This window comes from Botrimarina colliarenosi, from assembly GCF_007859955.1.
GTDB classification, from domain to species: Bacteria; Planctomycetota; Planctomycetia; order Pirellulales; family Lacipirellulaceae; genus Botrimarina; species Botrimarina colliarenosi.
Map to the genome: position 1 here is coordinate 1,290,762 of NZ_SJPR01000001.1, position 21,080 is coordinate 1,311,841.

Below are 21,080 nucleotides of genomic sequence, written 5' to 3' on the forward strand. Positions count from 1 at the left end.
TAGCGCTTGTCCCGGCCTACTGCGGGTAGAAGGCGCCGGTCCTTAAAAATCGCGCGACGAGCTCGGCCGTCTCGCGTTTCCAGAGGATCCCGGTGTGCCAACCCTCCACCGTCTGGTGATCGCGGGCGCCTTCGAGGTGCGTCTGCTCGGGGTAGAGCACTCGGTCGCGGCTCGCGGCGAGGATGCCGAGCTCGATCCCCGGCGGCACCGGGCCGAGCCGATTGACGAAGCTGTCGGGGGCGTCGATGAGTTCGACCAGCGTCGGTGCGAGGAACCGATGCGGTCTGACGACCAAGCGGTCCCACACCGGATGGCCGCTATCGACCGCCAGCCGGGTCGCCATGTGCGAGCCGCGGTTGGGCGGGGCGATCTGGACGACGCGCCCCAGGTTCGGCGGCAGCTCTTCACGCAGGGCGCAACGGGTGACGATGCCCCCCATGCTGTGGACCACGAGGTGAACCCGCTCGTACCCCGGGGCGACGCGGCGCAAGAGGGCGGCGAAACGCTTGCCGAACGTCGCGTTCGACCACCACGGCGACGGGTAGCCATACAGCCGCACGGCGAACCCGGCGGCGTGGAGCCGGGCCGCTAGCGGCGCCAGGAACAGGCGCGTCGAGCCGATGCCGTGCGTCAACACGACCAGCTCGCGCGACCGCGTCGCTGCGGCGCGCCACTCGGGGCTCGGTTCAGCGGGGAGCGGCTCAGCGGGGACGATCATGCCGGCGGGACGCGGAGGGACGAGCGAATCGGTACGCATCTCTATACGTCAGTGGCCCCGTTTTTGACCATCCACCCGGTCGCGAAATCGACGAGAGCGCGGACCGGGTAGAGCGACGCCCAACCCGATCCGATCCGGCCTTCGCGAAACCAACCCCCTTCGGCGGCGTAGGACTTCGCGATCGTGGCGAAGCCATCCGAGTCGTGGTGGCGTTCTCGATAGGTCCTCCAAATCCGACGGCCCCCTTCGAAGATCGGTGAGCCCTGGTCACGCCAGCGATCGGACGAACGAGCCTCGGCCAAGTGCAACGAGGTGTTGTTGTCGTGCCCGACTCCTAGCAGCAGAATCGACGCCTGGTGCGCGTACAGGCGCCCGAGCGGCGAGCCGTCGCCAAAAGCATCCTCAAGCGGATGTGGGGCGGTGATCGACCCCGCTAGCGGGCCGCGGGCGGCGAACGACGCGACCGGATGATTGCTGCGGGCCGTGTCCGGATACCGCCGGAACGCCTCGGCGACCGCCCCCATCTTGTCGGCGGGCGTCGTCGCCGGGTCGAACACCGGCATCGCCGCACGGATCGCTTCCCACCACGATTCGGGGACGGGCGGATTCGACCAGCCGCTCGGGTCGGTCAGCCCGGTGGTGTGCGTCGGCATCACGAGCGTGCCGGCGTCGCCGAGCACCGTGATCAGCGCTTCGATGACCGCGACCGGCCCGCCGGCGACCCAGCCGAGGCGGCTGAGTGACGTGTGGACAATCAGCGTCTGGCCTTCGGTGGCGCCTAACGCACGAAGGTCTTCGACGAGCGTCGCCACGGTCGCGGGGCCACGGTCGGCCGATCGTGCAATGGCGTCCGCTTCGGACATCTCAGCCAGACGTGTCGAGATGCGCGCCCTTGCCGAGGGCGGCGCCGAGTTGGCCGGCCGACTCGATCAGCGCTACCGCGGCGTCGCCGGCGGACCGCTGGGCGTCGAGCGCCTTGCCCGCCACGGCGTAGGCGATCTTCGATTGTGTGGACGATTGCTGGGCCGCGAGGACGCTCTCGATCGCGGCGCCCGAGCTGGTGCTGGAGATATTCATACCGTTCGGTATCGGCCTCTCGACGCGTCGCTCGCTTGAGTCGATTCACGAAAGCGGCCGTGGAAAACCGCTGGCTCTCCCGACACCTCGCCTAATCGTCGCAACCGGACTCGCGGGGACTCAGAACTTGGGCCCGAAGTAGCGGATTGCGGCGATGCAGATCACCGCCCCGACGGTGGCTGTCACGAGCGTCGCCGGAAAGCCGACCTTCTCAAAGCCGAGCAGTCGGAAGAGGAGCCCGCCGACGAAAGAGCCGAGCACGCCGACGACCATCATGCCGAGGACGCCGGCCTGTCCCGCCTCCATGAACTTGGTGGCGAGCCAGCCCGCGAGGAGGCCAATCAGCAAGAACCAAATCAGACTGAACATAGAAGGGGATTCGCTCCGGCGGAGGGTTTATTGGATCGCTTCGTCGCGCGAGCGAAAAATTGGCAAGACCTCGTCGAGCCGCATCAGGTGCAGCGCCTCGTGAGGATGTTTCTGGAGCCCACTGAGCCGCAGGCGTCCGCCCGCCATTGCGACCCGTTTGTGCACTCGCACGAGCTCACTCATGAGCGCCGACGAGAAGAACGTGATTTCGTCCATCTCCAGCACCACTTGCAACGCGCCACGCCGGTGGATCTCTCGCCAGAGGCCCTCGGCGAGCTGCCACTGGCCGCCACCGGCGGGCGGGTGGAGCCGCACGCCGAGCCAATCGCCGACCGGCTCGAAAGTCGCGCGCCAGCCGTCGAAGAGGTCGATCGTCGATGCCTCGCCCATCGTCGCCTCCGGTGAAAAGTAACCGCCGATGCACGCTGATAAACGTCGATGTCGCTCGTCGCGGGCAAGTGTACGGCGAAGGCGACCCTCCCTGCAAAGAGAAAGGCTGACAATGCAGGAGGACGCGGCGCCAGTGAAGACATCCGCGCCCATCTGCGCTTATCGGTGGCAAATCCCTTAGCGGCTAGGCAGACTCACGGCGCCAGGAGCAGTCGGCCCGGCGCGGCGAGGAAGTTCTTCAACTCGTTGACGAAGCGGGCCGCGTCGGCGCCGTCGACCACACGGTGGTCGTACGTCAGCGAGAGGGGCATCACGAGCCGCGGCTCGATCGTCGCTTCCTTCCCCTTGCCGATCACCCACGGCAGCATCCGGCTGCGGCCGACCAGCAGGATCGCGACCTCGGGCGGGTTGATGATCGGCGTGCTGTACGTGCCGCCCACCGCGCCCATGTTGCTGATCGTGAAGGTGCCGCCACGCATCTCGTCGATCGACAGCTTCCCTTCACGGGCCTTATCGACCAACGCGTCGAGTTGGCGGGTGATCTGCGAGATGCTCATCCGGTCGGCGTCACGCAACACCGGGACGGTCAGGCCCTTGGGCGTATCGACCGCAACGCCAATGTTGACATACTCCTTGTAGATCACTTCCCCCGCTTCCATATCAACCGACGCGTTGACGATCGGGTGAAGCTTCAGCGCGCCGGCGATCGCCTTGATCAGGAACGGCATCTGCGTCAGCTTCAGGCCGCTCGACGCGTAGTCTTCCTTGCTCGCCTGCCGCATCGCTTCGAGGTCAGTGACATCGACGTCGTCGAAGTTGGTGAGCTGCGGGATCGTCGTGTAGCTCGCGACCATGTTCTTCGCGATCGTCTGCCGCATCCGCGACATCTTCTCGACCCGCACGGCGCCCTGGGCGTCGCTGCTGGCGAGACCCGGCGCGCTCGAGGCGGGCGCCGAGGCTCGGGACTGCTCCTGCGTCTGACGGACGTGGGCCTGCACGTCGTCCTCGGTGACGCGTCCGCCGGCGCCCGACGGACGGACGCGGCGCAGATCGACGCCGAGCTCACGGGCCAGCCGACGGACCGAGGGGCTCGCGGCCGCGGCGGCGTGCCCGTCGCCGGGGACGTCCTGCGCGACCGCCGGGGCCGGCTTGGCGGCGGGCTGCGGCACGGGATTGGGCTCGGGGGCCGGAGCGGCGGCCTGCGGCGCTGGCGCCGGTTCGGGCTCACTTTCAGGCTCCGGCGACTCCGCCTCGGCGGGCGCTGGCTCCGGCGCGGCGGCCGGTTCGGGCTTCGGCTCCGCGGCCGGAGCGGCGGCGCCCGCCTCGATCTCAAAGATCGCGGCGCCGACGGCGACGGTGTCTCCCTCGCTCACCAAGATCTTGGTGATTTTGCCGGCCGAGGGGCTCGGCACGGGGACCGTCGCCTTGTCGGTCTCTATCTCCAACAAGTCCTGGTCGGCGGTGACCGTCTCCCCCTCGGCGACGAGGATGGAAAGGATGTCGCCCGACTCGATGTTTTCGCCGAGGCTGGGAAGGGTGATCTGCGGCATCTTCTTCTCGCGGTTTAGCTTGCGGCTTTATGAAGGGAGATGAGGGGGATCAAGTTGGGGATAGGGGGATGGCGTTTCGGCGGGGCGATGCGTGTCTGAAGTTGATGAAGGTTGAATCAGGACGTGTCGACTCAAGAGTTCAACAACTCATGAAAGTTCATCGTTGGCTTTTCGGAGAGATGTCGCCCCGGTCAAGGCCATCCCTACATCCCCCCTCATCCCCACTATCTCCCTTCCTTCGGTCTCAGGCGTAAAGCGGTGACTTCTTTTCGCGGTCGTAGTCGAGGTCGTTGATCGCTTGATCGACCACCTTGGGGTCGAGCTGGCCATCCTTCGACAGCTTGTAGAGCGTCGCGATGACGACGCTCTCCTTATCGACCTCGAAGTGGCGGCGGAGGTTCTCGCGGCTCTCGCTGCGGCCCATGCCGTCGGTCCCCAGGCAGAACATCCCGTTGGGGGCGTACGGGGCGAGCTGCTCCGAGAGCGCCCGGATGTAGTCGCTGGCGGCGATGATCGGGCCTTCGGTCCCTTCGACCTGTGACTCGAAGTACGACTTCTTCCGCGGCGCCGTCGGGTTGAGCATGTTCCACCGCTCGACCTCTTGGGCGTCGCGGCGGAGCTCGGTGTAGCTCGTGATGCTCCAGACGTCGGACGAGACGCCGTACTTCTCGGCCAGCATCTGCTGGGCGTCGAGCACGCCGTGCAGGATCGAGCCCGAGCCGAAGAGCTGCACGCGGTGCTTCGAACCATTCGCCTCGACGCTCTTCACCCGGTACATGCCGCGGATGATCCCTTCCTCAACCCCCTCAGGCATCTCCGGCATGAGAACGTTCTCGTTCTCGATCATCAGGTAGTAGATGCATTGCTCGTTCTCGACGTACATCTTCTGGAGGCCGTGGAAGATGATGACGGCCGTCTCGTAGTTGTACGCGGGGTCGTAAGCGCGGACCGTCGGGAAGGCGATCGCGTTGACCAGGGAGTGGCCGTCCTGGTGCTGGAGGCCCTCGCCGTTCAGAGTCGTTCTGCCGGCGGTCCCGCCCAATAGAAAACCCTTGGCCCGCATGTCGGCCGCGGCCCAGATCAGGTCACCGATCCGCTGGAACCCGAACATCGAGTAGTAGATGTACATCGGGATCATCTGCACGCCGTGCGAGCTGTAGGCGGTGCCGGCGGCGTTGAAGGAGCTCATCGAGCCCGCTTCGGTGATGCCTTCTTCCAGCAGCTGGCCGTCCTGCGCCTCGTGGTAAGAAGCGAGCTCGTGGAAGTCGACCGGCTCATAGAGCTGGCCGGCGTGGGCGTAGATGCCGACCTGCTTGAACAGGCCTTCCATGCCGAAGGTGCGCGACTCGTCAGGGACGATCGGCACGATGTGTTTGCCGATCTTCTTGTCGCGGAGCAAGTCGGTGAGCAAGCGGACGAAGCCCATCGTGGTGGACTGCTCTTTGCCCGGGCCCTTGCTGACCATCTTGTTGGTGAGGGTCTTCTCGTACTCGGCGAGCGTCGGCACCTCGATCGGTTCGGCGTCGCCCTTGCGCGCCGGCACCGAACCGCCCAACGCCTGGCGGCGTTCGCGGAGGTACTTCATTTCCGGGCTGTCCGCCGGCGGCCGGTAGAACGGCGCCTCGGCGACGCGCTCGTCGCTGATGGGGATGCCGAACCGTGTGCGGAACTCGAGGAGCTGCTCCTCGTTGAGCTTCTTGTTGTTGTGGGTCATCATCCGACCCTCGCCCGCCTCGCCCAGGCCGTAGCCCTTGATCGTCTTAGCGATGATGACGGTCGGCTTGCCGTTGCGCTCGCACGCCTTGGCGTACGCTGCGTAGACCTTCTCCGGGTCGTGGCCGCCGCGCTTCATCTTCTCGAGCTTTTGGTTCGACAGGTTCTTGACCCGCTCGAGCAGCTCGGGGTACTTGCCGAAGAACTTCTCGCGGATGTACTCGCCGCCGGCGACGACGTACTTCTGGTACTCGCCGTCGACGACCTCCATCATCCGGCGGGCCAGCAGGCCGTCGTGGTCGTCCTCGATGTAGGGGTCCCAGTCGCCGCCCCAGACCACCTTGATGACGTTCCAGCCGGCGCCCCGGAACGTCCCTTCGAGCTCTTGGATGATCTTGCTGTTGCCGCGGACCGGGCCGTCGAGTCGCTGCAGGTTGCAGTTGATGACGAACGTCAGGTTGTCCAGCTGCTCGCGGGCGGCCAGGCCGATCGCGCCGAGGGTCTCCGGCTCGTCGCACTCGCCGTCGCCCAGGAACGCCCAGACACGCTTATCCTTGCAGTCCTTGATGCCGCGGTCGGTCAGGTACTCGTTGAAGCGGGCCTGATAGATCGCCATGATCGGCGCGAGGCCCATCGAGACGGTCGGGAACTCCCAGAAGTTCGGCATCAGCCACGGGTGGGGGTAGCTCGAGAGCCCGCCCCCCTCGCCCATCTCGCGGCGGAAGTTGATGAGGTTCTGCTCGGTGAGCCGCCCCTCGAGGAACGCCCGGCTGTACATGCCGGGGGCGGCGTGCCCCTGGTAGTAGACCTGGTCGCCGGAGAAGCCGTCTTCGCCCCGGCCGCGGATGAAGTGGTTGAACGCCACCTCATAGAGCGTCGCCGAGCTGGCGAACGTGCTGATGTGGCCGCCCGGCGACGCGGGGTCGCGGTTGGCGCGGGTGACCATCGCCATCGCGTTCCAGCGGACGTAGCTCTTGATGCGCCGCTCGAGCTCGCGGTCGCCCGGGTAGGGGGGCTGCTCGCTGCGCGGGATCGTGTTGACGTAGGGCGTCGTTGCGGTGAACGGCAGCTCGACGCCGTTCCGCACCGCGGCCGCTTCGAGGGCGGCGAGCAGTTCCTGGGCGCGTTCCGGACCGCGGTTCTCCAGAACGTAGTCGAGCGATTCGAGCCATTCACTCGTTTCGACCGGATCAACGTCGTTGGGGATCGGCGAGGCGGGGACTTTGGCGTTGGCGCTGGCCATGCTGACTTACCTGTTTCGATTTAACGCGAAGTTCGCGGAGGACGCGGAGAAGGTCTTAGACAGGATTTACAGGATCAACGGGACAAACGAGGCCGCTTACTTCAACACTTATCTTGTTGATCCTGTAAATCCTGTCTAACGCTTTCTTCTCTTCTTCGCGTCCTCCGCGACCTCCGCGGTGACATGCTTACTTACGTTTTGGCTTGTAGATTTCGGTCGCGGTGCCGAGGTGGACTTCGCCGGCGAAGGCGATCGTTTCGCTGAGTGTTGGGTGCGGGTGGATCGAGCCGGCGATGTCGTGCACGTTGCAGCCCATCTCGATGGCGAGCACCGCCTCGGCGATCAGCTCGCCGGCGCCGGAGCCGACGATGCCGCAACCGAGCACGCGGTCGGTCTCGGGATCTATGATCCACTTGGTGAGGCCGTCGGTGCGGCCGTTGGCGAGGGCCCGGCCCGACGCCTGCCACGGGTAGGTCGCGATCTCGACCTTGCGGCCTTGGGCCTTCGCCTCGTCGGCGGTAAGGCCCGCCCAGGCGATCTCGGGGTCGGTGAACACCACGGCGGGGATCGCCTGGGCGTCGAACGCGGACGGCTTGCCGGCAAGCACCTCGGCGGCGATGCGGCCCTCGTAGGCGGCCTTGTGGGCCAGCATCGGGTCGCCCGCGACGTCGCCGATCGCCAGGATGTGGGGGTCGCTCGTCCGCTGCTGGTCGTCGGTCTCGACGAAGCCCCGTTCGTTGACCGTGACCTTCGTGTTCTCGAGCCCGAAGCCCTTCGAAACGGGCCAGCGGCCGATCGAGACCAGCACCCGGTCAAACGTCACGGTGTCGGTCAGGTCGGGGCCTTCGATCGAGACCTCGACCTTGTCGCCGACATCCTTCAGGCCGGTCACCTTGTGCCCCAGCAGCACGCCGGCGAAGCGTTCCTTGACCCGCTTGGCGAGGGGCCGCACCAGGTCGCGGTCGGCGCCGGGGAGCAGGCCGTCGGAGAGCTCGACCACCGTCACCTTCGACCCAAGTTCGTGATAGACCGTCCCCATCTCGAGTCCGATGTAGCCGCCGCCGACGACGAGCAGCGACTCGGGGATGTCGGGCAGCGCCAGGGCGCCGGTCGAGCTCACCACGCGCGGCGAGCCGATATCGAGGAACTTCGGCATCGCCGGGACGCTGCCGGTCGCCAGGATGCAGTGGTCGAACGTGAGCCGCTCGTCACCGACCGTCGAGCTATGGTCGCCGACCGACTCGAGGTTCAGCGTGGTCGAATCGACGAAGACGCCGCGGGCGTTGATCTTGCGGACCTTGCGGGCGTCGGCGAGCTTGCTCAACCCCCCCGACAGGGCGGCGATGATCTCGTCTTTCTTGGCGCGGACTTTCTCGACGTCGATCGTCGGCTTTCCGAACGAGACGCCCCAATCCGACAGCTCTTGGGCCTCAGAGATGACCTTGGCCGTGTGGAGCAGCGCCTTGCTGGGGATGCAGCCCCGCAACAGGCACGTGCCTCCCAGGCGGGGGTCCGCCTCGACGATGGTCACTTCCAGGCCAAGATCGGCAGCCAAGAACGCGGCGGCGTAGCCACCGGGTCCACCGCCAAGAACTACCACCTGAGAGTGCATCTTCGAGACGGGTCCTGTACGAGGCGAGAAGCGGGAGGGACACGGTAAAAAGCGGGGGGAAGTACGCTCCTGGGGCGACCTTCCGCCGGGTCTCTGTACGCCCACAGTATCGACCGTGACGGGAGACTTGGCTTATCGTCGCCGCCAGCGGGCGGGCTGAGCCGGCTGCGACGGTTCGGTCACCGTCAGCGCAAATCCATTCCGCCCAAGCCGTTACAGCCCCTAGAGTTTACCCACGGCGTCGGGGGGCACAATGGGCTCGCGGAGTAGCGTCCGGCGACCCTCGCCAGCGAGAGAACGGCGGGGAAGTGCCGTCGTGTTCGCTCGGGTAGGACTGGCGCTGGGGTCGGCGGAGGACTCCGCCCGGCGACGCTCCCGATTTACCACCCCGATATCCCAATTCCCCACCCCGAGCGCCAAGCAGGCGAGCCGGACGGTTCGCTAGCTGGGGGCGTCGTTCGACCCGCTGTCCGAATCGGGGTGAGCCGGCGGCGCCTTCTTGGTGATGGGGCCCTCACCGGGGTGGAGCAATGGCATGCCAACCGGCTTGGCGGTCTGAATTTGCTTTTTTCGCACCGACTCGGGCAGGTCGTGAACGACCTTCTTGCCGATCAGACGCGAGGTGCGTCGAGGTGGCTTGGGGTCGGGCTCGGAGGGGGACGTGGTCATCTTGCGACTCGCGGTCTCTCAGACAGGCAGTGGCAGCCAGAAATGGGCCGCCGCGGCGGCTCTCCCCATCTTACGCCCAGAAAGATCGGGAGACAAAAGGCATTGGTAGGTGTCGGCCATGTTGGCAGTAGCTCAGCGGTTGGTGACAACTGCGTGACACTCCGAGAGCAACTCTCCGACAATCGTGCTAGCGTTCCCTAGTTTTTCATTGATAGCGCGTGCTAACGCCGGTAATTTCACCCTTGCACGCGACTCAACAGCGAGCGGGCCTGTGTAAATCGATTCGCGGCGACTCCTTCTAAAAAAGTTCTATTCAGCGACGCTCGATTTTATGACGCCTTGATTCTTAAAGGAGTCTCTCTATGGCTGCCGTCGAGTTGCTGCACTACTCGTACGAGAAGGTCAACAAGCAGGCGATGAGGATGAGCCTGACGGCTCAGGCCTTGCGGATCGCCAAACCCTTCCCAATGCCGGTTATAGAACTCGGCGTCGCCGAACGCGGAGGCGCCGCAGCGCGTACCGCGAAGCGATCCAAGAAGAAGTCCAGCAGTGAGGCAGGCGGAGTCCCGGTGCGCCGCGCAGGCGTTTCTCCGGGGCTATTCGCCGGGGCGGTGGTCGGGCAGGCGCAGCCGCTGCCCTATCAAGCCGACCTCACCGAGGTTGTCTCAAACTATAGCACGTTCCCTTACTCGGCGGTGGGGAAGATGTTCTTCTTCGCGGCCAACGGCGACGCTTACGTCGGGTCGGCTTGGCTGGTTGGCCGCAAGGGGATCATTACCGCGGCGCATTGTCTGTACGACCGCGACGACGACGACGCTTTTTACAGCAATATGACCTTTGCGCCGGCGTACAACGGCGCCGCAACCGGTCAAGTTGAGGTTCAGCTCGACGAGTCGGTGATCGATCCGCGCTACGCCAGCGAGGCGTGGCCCAACTGCCTGATGTGGGATTTCGGCGCAGCGACGTTGAGTGACGATCTGTCGCAGCAATTTGGCTACTTGGGTTACGACGCAAGCGGCGTCATCGAAGCGACCCTGGTCGAAGCGCTTGGCTATCCCGCCGAAGCGCGCCCGATCCCGCGTAATCGAAACGGGGGGGCTGACGACCCTGAGACCTATCCCTTCGATGGCTCGCAGATGTGGCGAAGCGTCGGCGATTATCTCGGCGTCAGCGGGGATGTCGGAGGGGCCGCGAACGAGATGACCGGGGGATGCAGCGGCGGGCCGTGGGTCGAGGGAGACGTAGCGGTGGGTCTCAATAGCCACCGCTATGTGCCCCACGACAATCGCATGTTCTCGCCGATGTTCGACCACGATTTTCTCGCCTTGATCGAGTGGCTTGACGAACGCGGCGCGCTCTAGCGCGAGAGCCAATTGCCGCGGGACAACTTTCGGCGGAAAGCAGGGCCAACGGCCGAGCTTTAGGCCAGCACCCGGTCGAGCGCGGGGCCGAGCTCGGGGGTTTCGAAGTTGAAGCCCGCTGCGGTGAGCCGCTGCGGCGTGACGCGGGCCCCTTCGAGCAGCAGCGGGTCGGCCATCTCGCCCATCGCCAGGCGGAGGGCGAACGCCGGCGCCGGCAGCACCGTGGGGCGATGCAGCTTCGCGCCGAGCGTCGTGGTGAACTCGCGGTTGGTGACCGCTCCGGGCGCTACGGCGTTGATGGCGCCGTGCATCGCTTCGACGTCGCCGACGAACCGCAACGCCCGCACCAAGTCGGGCAGCGCGATCCAGCTCATCACCTGCTCGCCACTGCCGAGGACGCCGCCCGCGCCCAGCTTGAAGATGGGCAGCATCTTGGCTAGCGCGCCCCCCTTGGGGCTCAGCACGATGCCGATCCGCGTCTGGGCGACCCGCACGCCCGCCTCCCACGCGGGGGCGTTGGCGGATTCCCACAACTGGCACGCCTCGGCGAGGAAGCCCTCGCCGGCGGCCGCATCCTCATCGACGGGCGTCGAGCCCCGGTCGCCGTAGAAGCCGATCGCCGACGCCGAAACAAGCGCCCGAGGCCGGTTGGTCAGCCCGGCGACCGTCTCGGCAATCAACCGGGTGCTGTTCACGCGGCTGTCGACGATCAATTTCTTGACGGCCGGCGTCCAGCGGTCGTCGGCGATCCCTTTGCCCGCCAGATTGAAGACGACATCGACCCCCTCGAGCTTCTCGGCGTCGATTTCGCCGGCAGAGGGCTTCCAGTACACCTCGTCGGGCTTCGACTTGCTGACCGGGTGCCGGACAAGCCGCAGCACGCGGACGCCATCGGCGGCGAACGCTTCGGTGAGGGCTTGGCCGACAAGGCCCGAGGCGCCGGTGATCGCGATCGTACGAGGCGAAGACATACGGAGGATGCTCCAGGAGGGGAGGGAGCGGGGCGGGAGGCGTCACGGCGGGCGCCCGTCGGACGCGGATTATAACGGATCAGCGGCGCCGTTGCTGATAACGCCGGCTCGCCTGCTCAAGGATCCGCTGTTCGTCGCGGGTCAGGCTGGCTTGCCCCTCGGCCTGGATCTTCCGCAGGATCTCATCGACCCGGCCCTCGGCCGGATCGGCGCCTGGCGCGTCGTCGTCTTCGCGATGGACCCGGAGCTTCGGCTTGCGTTTCAGCAGCGACTTGAGGGAAGCGGGGGCGGAAGCGCCGCCGCCCAGCCAACCGGGGAGCCAATTGCTGACCCGCCAGCCGAAGCGGTAGTACAGAAACCCGAACAACGCGCCACCCAGGTGGGCCGTGTACGCGACGTTGCCCGATCGACCGACGGCGCCGAACATGTCTTGGGCGATGAACAAGACCGCCATCAGCCACGCCGGGACCGGCAGCACGCCCATGAGGTAAACCTGCACATGGGGGTAGTTCAGGGCAAAGAGCACGAGGACTCCGGCGATCCCGCCCGAGGCGCCGAGCAACAACGCTTGGGGACGGCCCTGGGCGGCGATTGTCTCGACGCCGCTCCATGCGAGCCCCGCGAAGATCGCGGCGGCAAAGAAGAACGCGAGGTACTCACGCCCGCCGACCCGCATCTCAATGACGCGGCCGAAGAAGAAGAGCGCAATCCCGTTGAAGAGCAGATGGTAAAGCGTTTGGGTGCTGTGCAGCATCGCGTAGGTCGCGACGCTGTAGAGACGCCACGGCTCGCGCCACCAGTCGGCCCGCAGCGATAGCTGGTCGGTGAGTTGGCCGTTGAGGGGCCGCTCGAGCAGGACCTGCAGGAGAAAGACGCCGACCATCGCGGCGATCAGCTTGCTGTTGGCGGACCAGGAGGCGAAGCCGCCCCCGACGCCCCCACCACCGCCGTCGCGCCAGCCGCTGCCCGTGTCGTAGCTCCGTTCGTAGTCGCGGTCGTAGATGCCCATCGGCGGATGCTTGCTCTTCCCTGGTGGCGGCGCGGCGCCGTCGGGGCGCTTCTCCAGCAAGTATCGTAGAAGCTCGCCGCCGGAAAGGGCAGCGCGGCTCCGCGGTCGGCTATTCAGCGGGCCAATTGGCGTAGGGGTTCGATGTCTCGGCAGCCGTCGCCTCGGCGAACGCGTAGCCAGCGTTGCCGGCAGCGACCGCCACCAGCGCCAGGCAGACCGCTCCCCGCAGGGCGATCGGCCGCCAGCCGGTGGCGAGACGCTTCGGGAGGGGCAGCCCCGTCGCCGCGAGCGCGCCGGCCAGCAGCAGCGTGTTGACGGCGGTCACTTCGGCGAAAAAGTAGCCCAGCAGCAATAGGCCGCCGGCGAGCGACGCCAGCACCGGCCCGGCCGTTTCAACGCCGCGCCGCCGGTCCGCCGCCACGCCGACGCCGCCGAGCTGGGCGCCGACGATCGCCGCCACCACGATGCCCGCCAGCCGGGCGTAAGAAAGCGATCCCGAGGTCGCCAGAACGATCGCTAGGCCGAGGGCCGCCGCCGCCGTTAGCGCCGCCCGCAGCCAGTCGCTCGCAGCCGACGCTTCGGATTGCGGGCGTGACAGTAACCAGCCGACCGCTAGCAAGGTCGCCGCGAGGCCGGTGCTCCACGCCGCTGCTTCGCCGCCGCTCCACTCGCTCGTCAGGTAGACGCTCCCCCACAGCAATCGCAGCGGCAAGCCGACCGCGAGGGCGACCCCTAAGGCGGCCCCGACGGGGCGGCCATAGCCACCGGCCGTGATGAATAGCGAGATAACCGCGGCCCCGGCGGTCGCCGCCGGCAGCCATTGGCTCGACTCCCGCGGCCAGGCAAACGACGCCGTCGCCCGCGGCAGCGCCGACGCCCAACCCGCGAAAGCGGCGGAGAATCCCTCTCCCCCCGTCGCCCCGGGTTGGGCCGCCAACGCGGCTTGGCCCGCGACAAAGGCGACCCCGACCGCGAGCGGCCAAACAACCCGGTCGCTAACCCCGGCGCGGAGCAGCCCTTGGCGGACGACGAGCGCAACGGCGCCGGGGAGAACGCCTCCGAGCAAGATGTCGGCCGGTCCTAACATCGCAAATGTCTCCGATGCTTGTGCGATCGAACAAAAAAATGGGGGAGGGGGAACAACAAAGAAATGTGGGAGGGGTCTCCAGACCCCGATGACGGTTTCTTGGCCGTAGCGGCATGGTGCGCGTAGTCGGGGTCGGGAGACCCCTCCCACAACTGGGCCGGGAGACCCCTCTGACAACTAACTGAGCAGTTCCCACCGTTAGCAGCCCCCGCAACGGGTTGGTTGCTTGTGGCTGGTCACTTGCGGACCGCCTCGAAGCTGACCGTCACGCCGACGTTGTCGCCGATTGGGCCGACCATGAACTCCATGCCGAAGTCGGACCGCTTCAGCGTTGTCTGGCACAAGAACCCAACGCGGTAGTCGTTGAACGGCGACGACCCTTCGCCCAGGTACTCCATCGGCAAGGTCACTTCACGCGATTCGCCGTGCATCGTCAGCGTGCCGGTGACGTTGTAGATCGCTTTGCCGTCGGCGCCCGTTGTCTTCTCGACCGAGCTGCTCTCGAAGGTGATCTGCGGGAACTGTTTGACGTTGAAGAAGTCGGCGCCGCGGAGGTGCTCGTCCCGCTTCTCGTTCATCGTGTCGAGGCTCGCCGCGTTGATGGCGAACTGGAACTGGCAGACGGCCGGGTCGTCCTTGTCGAACTCAACCGTGCCCGACGCCTCGCGGAACATCCCGTAGGTGTAGCTGTAGCCGAGGTGGCTGATGCTAAAGACGGCCGACGTGTGCGCCGGGTCGATGCCGAACGACTCGGCACGAGCGGACGGCGTGGCCAGTTGGCCAACGGCAAAGACCGCCGCTGCGGCGATCGTGAGCGGGTTAGCACGCATTGTCTCTCCTCTCTCAATGAAACGGGGGATTAAGCAGAATCGTTGTTTGCGCCGGGCGTCGCACCGCGGGCCCGGACCATCAGCTTGTTGATCGAACGCAGCTCGGTCGCCGAGAGGTGGCCGAGCGTGTCGCGGTGCAGCTGCCGCACCTGGGGGTCGAGCTTCGTCAACAGCCGACGCCCCTTGGGCGCCAGCTTCACCAGCACGACCCGGCGGTCGGCGTCGCTCCGTTGACGGGCGGCGAGCCCGAGCTTCTCGAGCCGATCCACCAACCGCGTCACGTCGGGCGCCGGCGTCACCATCTGGGGGCCGATCTCGCCGGAGGGGACCCCATCGCCCCCCGTGCCGCGGAGGATCCTTAGGATGTTGAAGAGCGGCCCGCTAACGCCGTACGACTTGAAGAGCTGGTCGAACGGCTCGGAAAGGCGCGCCATCGTCCGCGCTATGTTGAGCATCGCCTCCTGCTCGGGGAGGTCGAACGGGTCGCGTTTGCCAAGTTCTTCGGCGAGAGGGGTCATGGTGACGGTACGTCGTTGGGACAAATGGTGTTTCAACAAATATCTACTTAGTCAAAATTCGGCAACCCCACTACAAGAGCCGCGTGGGAAGCAGGGAAACGCCGCCGGTAATCTGGCTCACGGTTCGCCGCTCGTTGAACCGGTACAATACGTCTCTGACAGACGAGCTAGCGACCGATCTCTTTGAATGAGCCGATGAAACGCATGGTTTGCCGATACCTTCCAGCGACGATCATTGCGGCTGTCGCGCTCACCACGATGGCGGTCGGCGAATCTCCCCAGGAGGACGTCATTCGTTCTACCTCGTCGCTCCCCCCGGGCGGTTTGGGGGCCGCGATCGAGCTGGGCCGCGAGCTGGTCCACAACACGAGCCGCCACCCGCTGACGGCGGCCTACGTCGGGGCGGCCCTCAACTGCACGTCGTGCCATCTCGACGACGGGACCCACCCCGAGGCGGCGACCTTCGTCGGCGTGGCAGCCGCCTACCCGGCTTGGTCGCCGCGCGAAGGGCGGGTCATCACGCTCGAAGACCGGGTGCTCAACTGCTTCATGCGGAGTGAGAACGGCGTCCGTCCCCCCAACGGTGGCGAGGCGTCGGTCGCCATCAGCGCCTACATCACGTGGCTGTCCGAGGGGGCGCCGATCAAGATGAACCCCAACCGGCCGCTCGGCCCCAACGCGGTGAAGCCGCTCCAGATCGATCCCCAACCGGCCGACCCCACCCGCGGCGCCGACCTCTACGAGACGCACTGCGCGTACTGTCACGCCGAGGACGGCGCGGGCTCGGACGACGGCCCGCCGGTGTGGGGCGAGCGTTCGTACAACCGCGGCGCCGGCCTCAGCCAGAACGCGAAGCTCGCGTCATGGCTCCGCGTCGCGATGCCGCTCGACGACCCGACGCTAACCGACCGCGAGGCGCTCGACATCGCGGCCTATGTGAACTCGCACGACCGGCCGGGGTTCGTGCTGGAGGAGCATTTGGGGCCGTTGCCGGAGGCGGACGTTGTGGATTGAAGGCCCGAGGCTAGCGCCGGCGGCTCAAGTGGCGGCCGCTTCTTTGAGCCGCCGGCGCTAGCCTCGGGCAGCGCCCGTTGGGATGACGCCGGGTGTTCGACGCAACTCCAACGAGCGACGAACCACGCGCTTATCTTTCGCGCGTGTCAGCATTAATCGATCCGCTTCGCCTTCTGCCGCATCCCGTTCTGGAGCAGGTCGACCGAGCTGCAGTTGCCCGCCTTGTCGACATGGAACTCGAGCTTGGCGTCGACCGCTTGGTGGCGCCACAGGGTCTCGCTCTCGGGGGCGAGCGGGTACGTCGACTGACCGGTCGCCCCCACCATGAGCTTTCCGCCTTCGATCGAGACGGTGAGGACAAAGGCCGGCGTGATCGCGTACTTGCCGACGTAACGCTGCATCACCTCGGGCGCCACTTCGGCCTTTTCAGGGAAGACCCGCGGTTCGACCGGCATTCCGGCGGCGGATTGGATAATCTGTTCGGCGAGCTGATCGATCTCGCCGGTCGCCGTGTTGGTTAACACGACCACGGCGGCGTTGAGGTCGCGGCTAACGAAGACCGCGCTGTGGTAGCCGCCAGTCTCTCCGTTGTGCCAACGAGTCGACCCGTCGCGGGCGACGTGCCAGCCGAAGCCCATGGCGAAGTCGGTGTCGGCGATCGGCTTCTGGTGGATCATCCACGCGAAATCGATCGCTTGGCCGAGCTTCCCCTCGGGCGGGTCGAGCTGGGCGGCGGCGAATTTCATCAGGTCGTCGACGGTGCTGCGGATCGCCCCGGCGCCAGCCAGCTTGCCCAGGTCCCAGTTGTGGCCGGGCGCTCCGCCAACCAAGTGCGGAGGCGCCAGGCGGGCCTTCTGGTCGTCGGTGAGCTGGATCGTCGTGTCGGCGAGCCCCAGCGGCTCGGCGACGCGGGACTCCAGGAGCGACTCGTAAGTGGTCTCCTGCTCTTGCGCGAGCAGCTCGCCCAGCAGGCCGGCGCCGAAGTTCGAGTACGCCATCTTCTCGCCCGGGCGCTTCAGCGGTTGGTACTCTCGGAGGAACGCCGCGAGGCGTTTGCCGTCGTAGTCGGCGTACGGGTTGTTGGGGTCGCTCGGCTCGAGGTTGGTCGGCAGACGCGGCAAGCCCGACGTGTGCGTCGCGAGGTGCCACAGCCGGATCGGCAGCGTCTTCTCCCGGCGCGGCATCTTGATGCTGGCGGGCAGCAACTCATCGACGGGCGTGACCGGAGAGACCCGCCCCATGGCGATCGCGTCGGCCAACAGCAAGCCGGTGAAGACCTTGGAGACCGAGCCGATCTCGTAGATCGTTGCGCCGTCGGGGACGCGGCTGTCGGACTCCGAAAAATGGCCGTAACCCCGGACGGTGGCCTCGTCGCCCTGCAAGACGCCGACCGTCATGCCGACGACCGTCTCGCTGTCGACGTAGGGCTTGGCGAGGCGGTCGATCTGCTCGGGCGTCACGGCGACCGCAGCGTTGGTTAACAAGAGTCCGGATAGCAGCGTGGCAGTCGTTCGCATCGTTTCATCTCCGGGTTGAGTTGGGAGTCTACTTGGTTCGGCGGCGGCCGAAGGATCTTGGCGGCGATTGGGGTCATTCTCGTTGGCGGGGGGCTCCTCCCTCCCGCGAGACATGGCGGCGGCCTTAATCGCCCAACGTTTCGCTTCGCTCATCGGCATTTCGTTGAGCACCAGCTCGTCGTCCGAATCGAGCGGCGACACCACGAGGCGGACCGTGTCGCCCGGCTCGTGGCCCATCTGCGTCAGCACCTCGACGAGGTCTTCCTCGAAACGCATCCGCCACTTTGCGAAGTAGTTCCACTTGCAGAACGAAAGAATGTCAGCGGTGGCCACGCTGTCGATCGAGACAAGCTCGTACCAGTCGTCTTCGAGCCGCACCTCGGGGGTCTCCTCGCGCCAACGGATCCCGTCGAACGGCGACCGCTTCGGGTACTCGACATCAACGATCCAGCCAAACAGGGCCATGCCGGCGACGCTAGCCAACAGGATCAGTATCCAAGAGATCACGAAACGCCAGGTTTCCTTCGTGCGGTCGGGCGGATCGGCAGCCGCACGCCCCGGGGCCGACTCCGTGGTCAACGAATCACGCAGGGCAACGAGATCGTTCCGCAGGTCGGTCATGGAGGTCGATGCCACGGAGCGATTCAACGCAAAGATGAACGCGTACATCACCGTCACGAGGAACGTGATGCCCACGAACTCGGTGCAAAGCCCGTCGATCGCGAAGAAAAACAGCGTGACGCCAAGATAGAACGGCGCCAGGTACCAGACGTGCACCGACCGCAGCATCGCGATCTGCTTGTCGACCCGTTTGATCTCGTTCTCGCAGTACTCCCGCATCGGCACGTCGAGCCGCGGCGCCGGCGTGCTGGTGCGAGTCCGGTACAGCCGCCACATCACGAAGACCGCCGCGGCGATGTTGACCACCATGCCCGTCGCCGCCACGCGGGGCAGTGCGAACCCATCGAAGGCGCCCAGCAGCGACCGGCCGAACGAGTAGATGACGAACAAACAGGCCGCCGTCTCGATCAGATCGCGACGCAGGATCTTGGACCAAAAGCGTTCGGTCGCCCTTGTGGTAGTGACGTACCGCTCGAGCCGCTTCTCCTCGGTGGGAGCAGCGCTGACCACGGCTTCGTTCTCGGTGCGCCACGAGGGACCAAGCTGATCGAAGTTCATCGCTCGCCCTCCCCTTGGCAGAAGTCTTCTTCAAACCGTTGGCGGATCCGGTGCAGCCGGGTGCGGTACGCGCCCGCCGCGACGCCGAGCACCTCGGCCGCGTCGGCCTGGGCGACGCCGTCCAGGTGGAGCAGCATCACCGCCCGGTCGGCGTCGTTCAGCGACGCCAGGAACCGGTCGAGCACGGCTGTGACGTTGGTCTCGTCGCCCTCAGCGTCGCTGCCGGCGAGCTGGGCGACGTCGTAGTGGGCTTGGCTAATCTTCGTGGCCCGCGTGGCCGACTTGCGCCGCCACGCCAACGCCGTGTTTAGAGCGACTCGGTAAGCCCACGTTTCGAGGCTCGACGCGCCTGCGAATCCCTCGAGACTCTTCCAGACCTGCAGCGCGATTTCTTGCAGCAAGTCGTCGCGGTCTGCTGGCGCCGCGTACGCCCGCGCGATCCCGATCCAGCGGGAATGGCTCTTGCCGAGCAGCTCGCCGAAGCGAGCCGACGGGTCGGGCTTGGGTTGTTGGGGTGGGGGCATCCGCCGGCCTTGCGGGTCTCGGCCGTCGGGCCGTTCGTTGCGTCGTCTACCCATCTTGGTTGCGCGGGCGGCCCGATTGTTACAGCCGCCGCCCGATTTCTGAACGAGCGGGGTCGGGCTCGCCGCCCTTCTCTCCCGCGCCCGCTGATCCTACGCTTCCCCTATGGCGGACGAAGGCGACGGCGTGACGATCGAAACGACCCCCGACGGGGACGACGGCGCCGCTGCGCAGGCCTTGCCAAAAACGCAGCCCGAGTTCTTCGCCCGGGCCGCCGAGAAGGTGCGGGCCAAGTTCCCCGCGACGCCGGGCGTCTATCTGTTCCAGGACCAGAAGGGACGCGTCCTTTACGTCGGCAAGGCGAAGAACCTCCGCGCCCGGGCCGGCAGCTACTTTTTGAAAGCGGCGGCCGAGGACAAGCGGACCGCCCAGCTCGTCGCCGAGGCGTACGACATCGACTTCCTCGACGCGGAGAGCGAGGTCGACGCCCTGCTGATGGAGTCGCGCCTCGTCAAGGACATCCAGCCCAAGTTCAACCGCGACCTCCGCGACGACAAGTCGTTCCCGTACTTGCAGATCACGACGCACGAAGACTTTCCGCGGGTCGAGATCACGCGCGAGCCAAAGGCGTCGGCCGCCAAGCTTTACGGGCCGTTCACGAATGTGTACGCCCTCCGTGGCGCGCTGCAGGTGCTGCAGAAGATTTTTAAGTTCCGCACCTGCTCGCTCGACATCGACGAGGGGGACGAGCGTTGGCGGTGGTTCCGGCCCTGCCTGCTGGCGTCGATCGACCAGTGCACCGCGCCGTGCAACCTGCGGGTCTCGAAGGAAGACTACCGCAAGGACATCGCTCGGCTGAAGACCTTTCTTGAAGGGGGCCGGACGCGTCTGCTCAAGGAACTGAACGCCGAGATGGAGGAGGCCTCCAAGTCGCTACGCTTCGAGAAGGCGGCGAGGCTGCGTGACGAGATCCAGCTGCTCCAGCGGCTCGACGAGCGCGGCGAGCTCGAAGAGGACGTCCAGCCCGAGGTCTTTTACGTCGACCCGAAGAAGGGCCTCGCCGGCCTCCAGAAGGTGTTGAAGCTGCCGGAAATGCCGCGCGTCATTGAGGGGGTCGACATCGCTCACCTGGGCGGCAACGAGACCGTGGCGTCGCTCGTCCAGTTCATCGACGGTCTGCCGTTCAAGCCGGGCTACCGCCGCTACCGGATCCGCGACGTGAAAGGAATCGATGACTTCGCCAGCATCCGCGAGGTGGTGGCCCGCCGGTTCGGCCGGCTCGAGAAAGCGGGCGAGGCGTTCCCCGACATTTTGTTGATCGACGGCGGCAAGGGACAGCTCTCGCACGGCATGGAGGCGTTCGAGTCGCTCGGCATCACGCCGCCGACGGTGATCTCGCTCGCCAAGAAGGAAGAGCTGATCTATCGCCCCGGCGAGTCGGAGCCGATCCGTCTGAGCCGCCACGCCTTCGCGCTGCGGCTGCTGCAGTACGTCCGCGACGAGTCGCACCGCTTCGCCCAGCATTACCATCACCTGCTGCGGCGCAAGCGGACGCTGGGCGACTGAGTGGGGCGGAGTCGATTGCGGAGGCTACCCGCGGCTAGCGCCGACGGCTCACTTTAGTTCCATTGTGGGAGGGGTCTCCAGACCCCGATTACGGCATCCACACCGAACCGGCATGGTGCGCGTAATCGGCGTCTGGAGACCCCTCCCACAATTGAGTGACGTTCG

Annotated in this window: 19 protein-coding genes; 3 read left to right on the forward strand and 16 right to left on the reverse strand. The window is 66.3% G+C overall.

Translation table 11 applies throughout. From position 1 onward, the window contains the following. Positions 1-16: 16 nt before the first annotated feature. The 9 genes from Pla108_RS05040 to Pla108_RS05080 form a co-directional block, all read right to left on the reverse strand. On the reverse strand, positions 17-757 hold the full coding sequence (locus Pla108_RS05040; RefSeq protein WP_146443615.1) for an esterase/lipase family protein: 741 nt from the start codon (positions 755-757) through the stop codon (positions 17-19). A 2-nt stretch (positions 758-759) separates the two neighbouring features. Continuing rightward, positions 760-1,581 (reverse strand): aminoglycoside N(3)-acetyltransferase, encoded by an 822-nt coding sequence (locus tag Pla108_RS05045; protein ID WP_146443618.1) that lies wholly within the window; start codon positions 1,579-1,581, stop codon positions 760-762. Between the two features lies 1 nt (position 1,582). Then, positions 1,583-1,795: a hypothetical protein gene (locus tag Pla108_RS05050; protein WP_146443620.1), complete on the reverse strand. Its 213-nt coding sequence runs from the start codon at positions 1,793-1,795 to the stop codon at positions 1,583-1,585. Between the two features lie 120 nt (positions 1,796-1,915). Next, positions 1,916-2,164 carry a GlsB/YeaQ/YmgE family stress response membrane protein gene (locus Pla108_RS05055; protein WP_146443622.1) on the reverse strand — a complete coding sequence of 83 codons (249 nt, stop codon included), beginning with the start codon at positions 2,162-2,164 and terminating at the stop codon, positions 1,916-1,918. 27 nt (positions 2,165-2,191) lie between these two features. Further along, complete coding sequence (locus tag Pla108_RS05060) at positions 2,192-2,554, reverse strand: STAS domain-containing protein (protein WP_197526253.1); 363 nt, start codon at positions 2,552-2,554, stop codon at positions 2,192-2,194. A gap of 194 nt (positions 2,555-2,748) precedes the next feature. Then, positions 2,749-4,104, reverse strand: a complete 1,356-nt coding sequence (locus tag Pla108_RS05065; protein ID WP_146443626.1) for a 2-oxo acid dehydrogenase subunit E2 — start codon at positions 4,102-4,104, stop codon at positions 2,749-2,751. 244 nt (positions 4,105-4,348) lie between these two features. Next, the gene (gene aceE, locus Pla108_RS05070) at positions 4,349-7,060 is read right to left on the reverse strand and encodes a pyruvate dehydrogenase (acetyl-transferring), homodimeric type (protein WP_146443628.1); all 2,712 of its coding nucleotides are present in this window, start codon (positions 7,058-7,060) and stop codon (positions 4,349-4,351) included. Between the two features lie 187 nt (positions 7,061-7,247). Further along, positions 7,248-8,672, reverse strand: coding sequence for a dihydrolipoyl dehydrogenase (gene lpdA / locus Pla108_RS05075; protein WP_146443631.1), 1,425 nt, complete (start codon positions 8,670-8,672; stop codon positions 7,248-7,250). Positions 8,673-9,113: 441 nt separating this feature from the next. Then, on the reverse strand, positions 9,114-9,341 hold the full coding sequence (locus Pla108_RS05080; RefSeq protein ID WP_146443634.1) for a hypothetical protein: 228 nt from the start codon (positions 9,339-9,341) through the stop codon (positions 9,114-9,116). 362 nt (positions 9,342-9,703) lie between these two features. Between Pla108_RS05080 and Pla108_RS05085 the strand changes: the two genes are divergently transcribed. Further along, the gene (locus tag Pla108_RS05085; RefSeq protein ID WP_146443636.1) at positions 9,704-10,702 is read left to right on the forward strand and encodes a trypsin-like serine peptidase; all 999 of its coding nucleotides are present in this window, start codon (positions 9,704-9,706) and stop codon (positions 10,700-10,702) included. A gap of 59 nt (positions 10,703-10,761) precedes the next feature. Here the strand turns inward: Pla108_RS05085 and Pla108_RS05090 are convergent, their stop codons facing one another. From Pla108_RS05090 to Pla108_RS05110, 5 genes are all read right to left on the reverse strand, one after another. Continuing rightward, positions 10,762-11,673, reverse strand: coding sequence for a TIGR01777 family oxidoreductase (locus Pla108_RS05090; RefSeq protein WP_146443638.1), 912 nt, complete (start codon positions 11,671-11,673; stop codon positions 10,762-10,764). A gap of 79 nt (positions 11,674-11,752) precedes the next feature. Continuing rightward, complete coding sequence (locus Pla108_RS05095; RefSeq protein ID WP_146443640.1) at positions 11,753-12,742, reverse strand: rhomboid family intramembrane serine protease; 990 nt, start codon at positions 12,740-12,742, stop codon at positions 11,753-11,755. Positions 12,743-12,791: 49 nt separating this feature from the next. Continuing rightward, complete coding sequence (locus tag Pla108_RS05100; protein WP_146443642.1) at positions 12,792-13,769, reverse strand: hypothetical protein; 978 nt, start codon at positions 13,767-13,769, stop codon at positions 12,792-12,794. Positions 13,770-14,005: 236 nt separating this feature from the next. Next, positions 14,006-14,599 carry a YceI family protein gene (locus Pla108_RS05105; protein ID WP_146443645.1) on the reverse strand — a complete coding sequence of 198 codons (594 nt, stop codon included), beginning with the start codon at positions 14,597-14,599 and terminating at the stop codon, positions 14,006-14,008. A 29-nt stretch (positions 14,600-14,628) separates the two neighbouring features. Beyond that, positions 14,629-15,117, reverse strand: coding sequence for a MarR family winged helix-turn-helix transcriptional regulator (locus Pla108_RS05110; RefSeq protein ID WP_146443647.1), 489 nt, complete (start codon positions 15,115-15,117; stop codon positions 14,629-14,631). A 195-nt stretch (positions 15,118-15,312) separates the two neighbouring features. Between Pla108_RS05110 and Pla108_RS05115 the strand changes: the two genes are divergently transcribed. Continuing rightward, complete coding sequence (locus Pla108_RS05115) at positions 15,313-16,131, forward strand: c-type cytochrome (protein WP_146443650.1); 819 nt, start codon at positions 15,313-15,315, stop codon at positions 16,129-16,131. Positions 16,132-16,283: 152 nt separating this feature from the next. Here Pla108_RS05115 and Pla108_RS05120 read toward each other — a convergent pair whose 3' ends face one another. Together Pla108_RS05120 and Pla108_RS05125 are read right to left on the reverse strand one after the other, a co-directional pair. After that, complete coding sequence (locus Pla108_RS05120; protein WP_146443652.1) at positions 16,284-18,827, reverse strand: serine hydrolase; 2,544 nt, start codon at positions 18,825-18,827, stop codon at positions 16,284-16,286. Continuing rightward, positions 18,824-19,351, reverse strand: coding sequence for an RNA polymerase sigma factor (locus Pla108_RS05125; protein WP_197526254.1), 528 nt, complete (start codon positions 19,349-19,351; stop codon positions 18,824-18,826). Before Pla108_RS05125 ends, Pla108_RS05120 begins: the two co-directional genes overlap by 4 nt. Positions 19,352-19,514: 163 nt before the next feature. Here Pla108_RS05125 and Pla108_RS05130 point away from each other — a divergent pair, with 163 nt between their 5' ends. Further along, positions 19,515-20,915 carry an excinuclease ABC subunit UvrC gene (locus Pla108_RS05130; protein WP_146443657.1) on the forward strand — a complete coding sequence of 467 codons (1,401 nt, stop codon included), beginning with the start codon at positions 19,515-19,517 and terminating at the stop codon, positions 20,913-20,915. Positions 20,916-21,080 lie beyond the last annotated feature (165 nt).